Source organism: Corynebacterium sp. HMSC076G08, from assembly GCF_001811515.1.
Lineage (GTDB): Bacteria > Actinomycetota > Actinomycetes > Mycobacteriales > Mycobacteriaceae > Corynebacterium > Corynebacterium hiratae.
Window position 1 is genome coordinate 1 of sequence record NZ_KV805063.1, and the last position, 7,667, is coordinate 7,667.

General features: G+C 50.7%; 5 protein-coding genes and 1 pseudogene. 2 read left to right on the forward strand and 4 right to left on the reverse strand.

All coding sequences use genetic code 11. The annotated features are described in order from the left end of the window. The first annotated feature begins 262 nt into the window (after nt 1–262). Both HMPREF2806_RS08420 and HMPREF2806_RS08425 read left to right on the forward strand, forming a co-directional pair. Nucleotides 263–2,458, forward strand: coding sequence for a KAP family P-loop NTPase fold protein (locus tag HMPREF2806_RS08420; protein ID WP_070517332.1), 2,196 nt, complete (start codon nt 263–265; stop codon nt 2,456–2,458). A 436-nt stretch (nt 2,459–2,894) separates the two neighbouring features. Beyond that, the gene (locus HMPREF2806_RS08425; protein ID WP_232745378.1) at nt 2,895–4,268 is read left to right on the forward strand and encodes an APC family permease; all 1,374 of its coding nucleotides are present in this window, start codon (nt 2,895–2,897) and stop codon (nt 4,266–4,268) included. Nucleotides 4,269–4,802: 534 nt separating this feature from the next. Here the strand turns inward: HMPREF2806_RS08425 and HMPREF2806_RS08430 are convergent. The 4 genes and pseudogenes from HMPREF2806_RS08430 to HMPREF2806_RS13840 all read right to left on the reverse strand — a co-directional run. Then, nucleotides 4,803–5,489, reverse strand: coding sequence for an RloB family protein (locus HMPREF2806_RS08430; RefSeq protein WP_070517336.1), 687 nt, complete (start codon nt 5,487–5,489; stop codon nt 4,803–4,805). 1 nt (nt 5,490) lies between these two features. Beyond that, nucleotides 5,491–6,849 (reverse strand): AAA family ATPase, encoded by a 1,359-nt coding sequence (locus tag HMPREF2806_RS08435; RefSeq protein ID WP_070517393.1) that lies wholly within the window; start codon nt 6,847–6,849, stop codon nt 5,491–5,493. Nucleotides 6,850–7,260: 411 nt separating this feature from the next. Next, nucleotides 7,261–7,380, reverse strand: a pseudogene (locus tag HMPREF2806_RS14045) (transposase); the annotation flags it as partial. Nucleotides 7,381–7,453: 73 nt separating this feature from the next. After that, nucleotides 7,454–7,667 (reverse strand): hypothetical protein (locus HMPREF2806_RS13840; RefSeq protein ID WP_232745379.1); only part of this gene is annotated, 214 nt, incomplete at its 5' end.

The window sequence follows — 7,667 nt, forward strand, 5'->3', positions numbered from 1 at the left end:
CACCACACCGCTACCATTTCAGTCTTCTGAACAGGACAGAGACCGAAGTAGGGCGAGGAGTCTCTGGGGAGTTACAGAGCTTGGAAGGGGAAGCGATGGCCGGAGTATTTCTACTTAGGGGCGCAGCAGGAGTACCTAACGATTAATCCCAAACCTGACTCTAGGAAGATCCCGTCTGGTAAGAACGTTTCTAGCTCTTTGGTAGGAGCAGAGCAGTCACTATTCATTTTTACCAACAGGGAAATTGGAGCTGGTTAGCGAGATGGAAGCTGATTTCTTACAAGTCGGAGCTGATGATTCGGTAGGCGAGGACATACTTTCTAGAGAAAAGCTCGTTGGTCATGCTTGCCAAGTGATCCAGAGAGTTCATTCGAAGGACAGCAGTTCTGTTGTCGGTGTAGTGGGTTCGTGGGGGTCCGGAAAAACTTGGGTGATGGAGCGCGTGGCCCAGGAGCTTGAGTCCAGTGAACCAAATCGATGGAAAATCGCACGGTTTACCCCGTGGGCTGTTGATAGCCCGGAGGAATTAATCGGTGAGTTTTATCAGTCGATCGGCGAGGCACTCGATTTGGGTAATGATGAGAGGTTCCAGAAAATCGTTGCACGAGTTCTACGGTTTTCTGGTCTGTATGCAGGCATGGTCCCTGTTGCTGGCGGGGCTATTGCAGCTACTTCAGATGCCGTAGCTGACTATCTGGAAAGACCAAAATCATGGAATTCACTATTTAGTGCGGTCTCTAATGTGATCCAGGAAAAAGGTTTCAATGTATTAGTTGTTGCAGATGATATCGACAGGCTGCAAAAGCCTGAACTGTATTCGCTCCTTAAAGTTATTAGGCTCTTGGGACGATTTCCTGGAATTACTTTTCTCCTTGCTCTGGATATCGAGACTATCGGGGGTAGCGTTGGAGCTGACTTGTCTTCCGGTGCAGCCGGCGCGGGGGCAGCTGGCTTCCAATATTTAGAGAAGTACATTCAGTATCGAATTACTGTTCCGCCACTTACCGGATATCAGAAATCGAAATTGATTGAGTTGGTGCTGTCTTACTGTGGGGATAGTTCGGAATTCGAGTTTGATCCTACGAGCCATGAGGTCTATGCATTCATTCGGAATTGGCTTCGGCTGCCCGTAACTATCAGGACCGCACAGCGATTCGGTCAACAGCTTCTATCTACGTTGGCGCAGCTTAATCCAGCTGAAATTAATTTAACTGATGTTCTAAATCTGCAGCTCCTGCAAACAATCTATCCTTTTGTGTTCACCCGACTCCCTAGGTACAAGGAGATCTTAACTCGTTCTGACAGTCTTTCAGAGGAGGATCGATCCTACTTTGAAAAGCAATTAATCATGGGAGTTCCAGGATTTGGGAATTGGATTGAAAGGTCTTCTGTACGGGGGCTTCAAATCTCTAATCCGCATAGCAGCTTATCGGAAGCAGAGGTGGTTGTTGGTGTTTTGAGGGAACTATTTCCGGTCCTTGATCAGGTAAGGGGATCTAGGAGAGTGGGAACGGAACGGATTTCTGATCCGAGCCATTTTGATCGATATTTTACGCTCAACATTGATGATGATGACTTGTCAGAGTTAGAGGCCGATCGGGTCCTGAAAGATGCAGCGAAAGGAGAGGCGTCCGAATTCGAATCACTCTTGGAGTGCGAGGATACAAACTTACGGTACGTTATTGCCAACCGGTTGGAGCTCGGCTTCGAGCGTTTAGAACCTGGTTTTAACCCAGAGGAATGTTCACGAGTCCTTATGGCTGCCGTTCGAGCATTGAACGCTCGGGAAAATATATCTGGAGCTGCCAACAGCTGGCTAGTCTGGTTCATAGTAAATCTTATGTCCACGGCACGTCTAAAATTGGAAAAATCATCGATTTTGAGTCTCTTGGCACACGGGGAGAATCACAAAGATGTAGGCCCACTCATCGCTCGGGGAGTCCTTAGGGAGAACTATGGCGGTTTGCCTCCAGCGATGTACATGGCATTCGTAGAATACGGCAGAGTCCTCATTGCTTCCATCATCGGCGATATGGCTGAAGGAGAGCGTGCGCCTCTTAATGCTTATTGGAGAATTAACAGCTTTATTTTCCTTTATAAAATATGCAACAGTTATGAGTGGGATCAAATAGGCGTTGATCCTAGTATCGAATTTCGGAGAGAATTCCGGAAAGCCTTCGAAGCTGGAAAGTTTTCGGCGGCGGACTTTGCATCTAGGTTTGTTTCGGTGGATCCTCTGGCAGTGACAGATAGCGGCAATGATGAATACATAATCGAAGTATCGATTATTGAGTATTTCCGAGACTTTGATGATCCTTTTTTCGACGAACCGCTTCAGCGTGATAGGCATGTCGATGCTAATACCTGGGGAGAGCGCAAAGAGTTTGCACGGGGACGATGCGGTGAAAGGAAACAGCATTCCTCGTTGAGTGAGCGCCCTGCGCGGCTTGACTTATGAAAACCCCAGGCAGGGCTGGAGCTTCTTAGTGATACGGCGCGCGATTTGGCTGACGGTTAAATTGCAACAGTTGCTGACGCTAGGCGACGGGAGCTTAGGTGCAAGTCGGGCGTCGTCAAGCGCCCTGCGTGGGAGTCGGGACACGATCCTTGGGCGAACACGTAGGGACCCAGTAAGAGCGTAGAGCATCCGGGTGATTGGTGACAGAACACTGAGATCGTCAACATCGGTTATGTTCTTCGAATGAGAGGTGGAATCCTGAGTTTGGATCTATTAGATCTGCGGCACACCTAACCAAGAACCTCTAGACTTGCCAGAAACGCGCGCTGGGATCGTCCGCAAGGTCCTGGCGCTCAAGGTGAATTGTCTGGAGTGAAACTAGATGTCGGAGAATACGACACTGCGGAAAACGATGAAGCCGTCGTGGGTGTTTGCGATGGCTCTCGGGGCGGCGATTGGCTGGGGTGCCTATATCTTGCCATTCGACTGGATGCAGAAGGCGGGGCTTGCCGGAACGGTCATCGGCTTTGTCATTGGCGGTCTGATGATTGCCGTGATTGGCTTGAGCTACGGCTTTACCATTCGTGCGCTGCCGCTGACCGGTGGTGGGGTGGCGTTCGCCATGGCGGCACTCGGCCGGACTCATGCGTTTATCGCAGGCTGGGCGCTGACGCTGGGGTACTCGTGTGTCGTTGCGTTGAATGCGTCGGCGGTCACGCTCGTATTCCGCGTCACGTTCCCTGAATTGGTTATGCGGGGCGCGCTTTACGACGTCGCCGGGTGGACCATCTATCTCCCCGAAGTAGCGATCTGCTCGTTGTTCATCATTGTGTTCGCGTGGTTGAACTCTAAGGGTGCGGCACTCTCCGGCCAGTTCCAGTTCTTTGCCGTTGTGCTCATGATTCTGGCGGTGGTGGTTATCGTGGCGTCGATGGTGATCTACTACGTCGTCGAGCGCCCGGCGCTTGCTCCCGCTTTCCCTGTGGATGTTCCGCCGGCTGCGGCGGTGGCGACGATCATCGCTTTTGCCCCGTGGGCCTACGTGGGCTTTGATTCCATTCCGCAGTTGGCGGGCGAGTTCAATTTCTCTCCGCGGAAGGCGCTGGGACTTCTGCTGTGGGGTATTACTGTCGCGACGGTCATTTATATGGCGATGATGTTGGCGACGTCGATTGCCGTGGGCACCCACCGCGATGCTTTCGAGGGCGAGGCTTGGCCACCGGCAGCAGCCATCAGCGAGGTGATGGGGCCAGCAGGTCTGGTGCTTATGGTCGTCGCGGTGAGCGCGGGTGTGCTGACTGGCCTCAATGGTTTCTACACCGCGGCAAGCCGTGTGCTGTTTACGCTGGGGCGGGCTAACTTGGTTCCGCGCCGCCTGGGTGAGCTCAAGGGCAAGCAGCACGCCCCGCGCAATGCGATTCTTTTGGTGTGCGCGGTGTGCTTGGTGACCCCGTGGTTCGGGCGCGCGGCGTTGACGTGGGTCGTCGACATGTCCAGTGCTGGCATCACCGTGGCGTATTTCTACACTTGTTTCTGTGCCTGGAAGATCGCGCGCACCGGGCAAGTCCCGGGGATGCCCAAGCCCATTGCACCTAACAAGTTCTACGAGTACTTCGCGCTGGCCGGGTGCATACTCTCCGTCGGGTTCTTGGCGCTGCTCTTTGTCCCAGGCTCGCCTGGCATGCTGGGAACGGCCCCGCTTATCGCGCTGGTGGTCTGGATTGTCCTGGGGCTGGCGTCGTGGGCTGTTAAGAGCCGTCAGCTGAAGGATGTGCCGCCGGAGAAGACGGCGTCGTTGATTCTGGGATAGGGGGCCACCTATAGCGATATATCTTTACCGCATTTGTGATTGATGCGTTCTTATGGGAAATTGTCGGTGCTGCGAAAGGCACTTCGATACACATCGATGCTCTGCCTATACAGCCGCTTTGGAGTATGCTTTAGCGGATATTAATCGAAACCACTATAACTGGACGGTGTGCCAAGGTGATCGGGGCAATCAGTACGTGGCATTGACGTATTTCACGCCATTAGCTGAAATCAGAATCCTGCCCGAGCTCGCCAGACTGCGGTGAGCCCACTTGCAGAGTTCCAAGGTTCCAAGCGGCGTCACGAAGCGTTGGACTCCGCCATCCACAGAAGGTAGACACCGAGTAGTAATCACCTACCTCATCAATATAAAGACAAGGTCAAGTATCAGCTGTATTTCCTCGCCTTTGCGGACTGGTAAGAGTCTTAAGTTGTGTCTACTGTTAACTCGTTACCTTCCAAAAACATTGGCGGCGGACGTGTCTAATTCACAGAAATTACTATTGAAAATAAATTAATATTATTGATGTGAGGGCTAAATGATTCCAATCTCTTCGAGGAGGCGGGGGACAGAGGTTGAAGGATAAATTCCCACCTGATTTAAGGAAACTCTATTCTGATTATCGGCGTTCTGGGCGGCATTTTTAAAATTCGAATACGGGAACGTTGGTGGAATCTCTTTTTCGAGGAGGAGGTTGTGGTCCTGGCAGAGCCTGGCGAGCTGGGTGTCATGGCAGGTGATTTTTCTTTCCACATGCCAGAGGAGCCAAGCTTCAAATTTAGTATTGCTGATTGCAACGGAAATATTATTTTTCTTGGCAGTTTCTAGGGCCTTATTGAGGTTGCTTTTCCCTTGTTGTGGAGGGGTATTCCAATGATCTACATCGATTACAGCGAAACATTTGACGTATGGTAGCTTGTCGGGGTGCTTCTTTGAGTTCCCACACTTTTGGGCATCGGCCTTTTTCAATTCAATGCATTTATCGACGACAGCAGTAGGGGTGCTGGTCCAATTCTTTGCTTTATCAATTCTGGGCTTCACCTCTATATGGAAGTTTACGTCGGGGCCTAAAGTTCTTTTAAGTCCGTCAAAATATGAGGGTTCAGTCTTTAACCCTTCTGTTACTATAAGATAGCGATTTTTTATTTCCTCTTTTTTCTTTCGGTTCGAGTGCAAGCGACGCCCTCCCTTCTTTCCTGACGGCTTAGGGGTTCGAGCCATCTTAGTTCTCCTTGCTTTTACTGGTTACAAGCGTTCGAATGGTTGACGGGGACACGTGAGGTATTGCGCCGTAACGGCCGCTTAAATAACGACGTTCGTAGTTGGCCTTTTTGTGTAGTTCGAAATCAGTTAATGGGTAAACTTCGGATGAGCCATCCGTATTTTTTTCGACGAACCAGAAACTATTCTCATTCAAGTTTAAATCCTTTGCATGTTCTAGGATGTTTGTATTGTGTGATGTGAATATCAGCTGCGCACTGTTTATGTTTATGCTGGGATCGGAGAAAGCGTTGATAATTAACTCCATTAAGCTCTGGTGAAGGCTCGAATCAAGTTCATCGGCGATTAACACCCCACCGTCACGAAGGATTTCTAAAATTGCGGGAGCAGTGGCGAGCCAGCTCAGGGTTCCGGTCGATTGGTCGGCGAGGCCAAGTTCTTGTGTCTCGCCGACGCCACGGTGGAAAAAGCGGAAGGTATGTACCAATGAGGAGAGTTCCTCGTCGGAGAACTTGGCGGCTTCAGCCGATCCTTCGGCAGCATTGCCTGTGGTATCGCTAGCTTCGTCATTAAGAACTTCTACCAGTCTCCGGACTTGTTTCATGAACTCTTCGGGGATTCTTTGTTGATCTAATTTAACGCTTTGAATCCCGGTGTCAGCAGCTAGCATTAGTTGGGAAAGATCCTCGATGTTGAGTTTTCCCTCTCGGATTAGAGTTGTCAGCTGATCTACTCTGCTTTGCTGAGAGCGTGTTCCGACTGGTATGTAAAGCGTGTTATAGATCAGTTCTCGAGCGATCGGGGCCAAGATTTGGTGATCGTTGCGGAGTCCAACCGAGAGCAGCAACTCGGTTTCGGTAATCTTTCCTAGCTCTCTAACATCCGTAGGAGACATAAACGACTTGTTCCAGTAGATAGATTGCCCCTTGAAGCGTTCAAAACATTTTGCCCACCTTTTATTGGGGACCCTACTGAGCCACTCACTTTGGACGCCTTCGTAGCTCCACTCGAAGCCGTAGACGTACCGAGTCGGGCCAATGGCAAATTCGAATTCAAAGGCACTGGGTTTGGTTCTAGAGTTACCGTCTAGTAGGAAGGGGAAATGGGGCTGACGGTTTACTGGTCCGGAGTCTCGCCATGAGGTCGCAGAAAGGCGGATCGCAGTAAGCGCAAAGTTCATTGCGTCCAGGAGATTGCTTTTTCCTGACGCATTAGGTCCGAGAAGCAAACTTACAGGCACTGTGACACTGGCCCAGCCTTCGGTTGGAGCAGCGGAATGTGGCCAGTTGCTATAGAACTCGAGCGTTTGGGTCTCCCGAATGCTGCGGTGGTTCGACACGCTGAACGAAAGCAGTTTCATGTCAATTATGTTACGGGTTAATAGTGTGTTTCGCGCAAAGAACACGAGTTTTTCAAGTTAATCCTGATGAGAGCGCATTATTTACTCTGAATTGTCTTGCTATCACCAGGCAAGGAAGGGGGGTCTGAACCTTAAAGTCGTTTGTTGGGAGTGGTTGACTGCGCGGTGTGCTCTAGTGGGGAGACTCGCAAATTGTGGACACTTTGGCTAAGTAAGAATCTTGCACTCTATCCATTTCCCGGCCCAGTACCCTGCGGGAATGTCCGTCGCAGACTGCGCACAAGTACAACCAGCCTTCACCAGTGCGCAGGTAGGTAGTATCCGACATCCACACTCGGTTGAGCTCTCCTGTATCAAACATTCGCTTGACCAGGTCAGAAAGACTCGACTTACGTCTGGGTTGAATAGGTGTCACCGGGACAAGGCACGCGGTGAAATCCCTTCAATGCCCATCATGCGCATCCGCTTAGCCACAGTCTTACGATTCAAGGTGATCTGGTAGCGCTCGGTAAGTTCTGCAGTAATCCGCGGTGCACCATAAACCTAATCAGAGTCTTTCCAAAATCTGATGAATCGGTCAACCTCATCGTAAAACGCTGCACGATCATTTCTGCCGGATAGTTGTCGCTTCTGCTGTATATGGGCTCATTTGTAGTATCCAGACCGAGACACTTTTAACAGCCGTGCCATGCGTTTGATGCTGTAGTTCGTCTTGCTCTGGCTGCGTCAATTCGAACTTTTCTGCTCGCGTTGCCTTAAAGCGAAGAAGGCTGTCGCTTTTGACAAAACTCGTTATCCATCTTGGCTTCTGCCAACTC

Excerpts from the sequence above, each read along its gene's own strand:
- HMPREF2806_RS08430 (WP_070517336.1), bottom strand. The coding sequence starts at position 5,489 with ATGGCTCGAACCCCTAAGCCGTCAGGAAAGAAGGGAGGGCGTCGCTTG.
- HMPREF2806_RS08435 (WP_070517393.1), bottom strand. The coding sequence starts at position 6,849 with ATGAAACTGCTTTCGTTCAGCGTGTCGAACCACCGCAGCATTCGGGAG.
- HMPREF2806_RS08420 (WP_070517332.1), top strand. The coding sequence starts at position 263 with ATGGAAGCTGATTTCTTACAAGTCGGAGCTGATGATTCGGTAGGCGAG.
- HMPREF2806_RS08425 (WP_232745378.1), top strand. The coding sequence starts at position 2,895 with ATGGCTCTCGGGGCGGCGATTGGCTGGGGTGCCTATATCTTGCCATTC.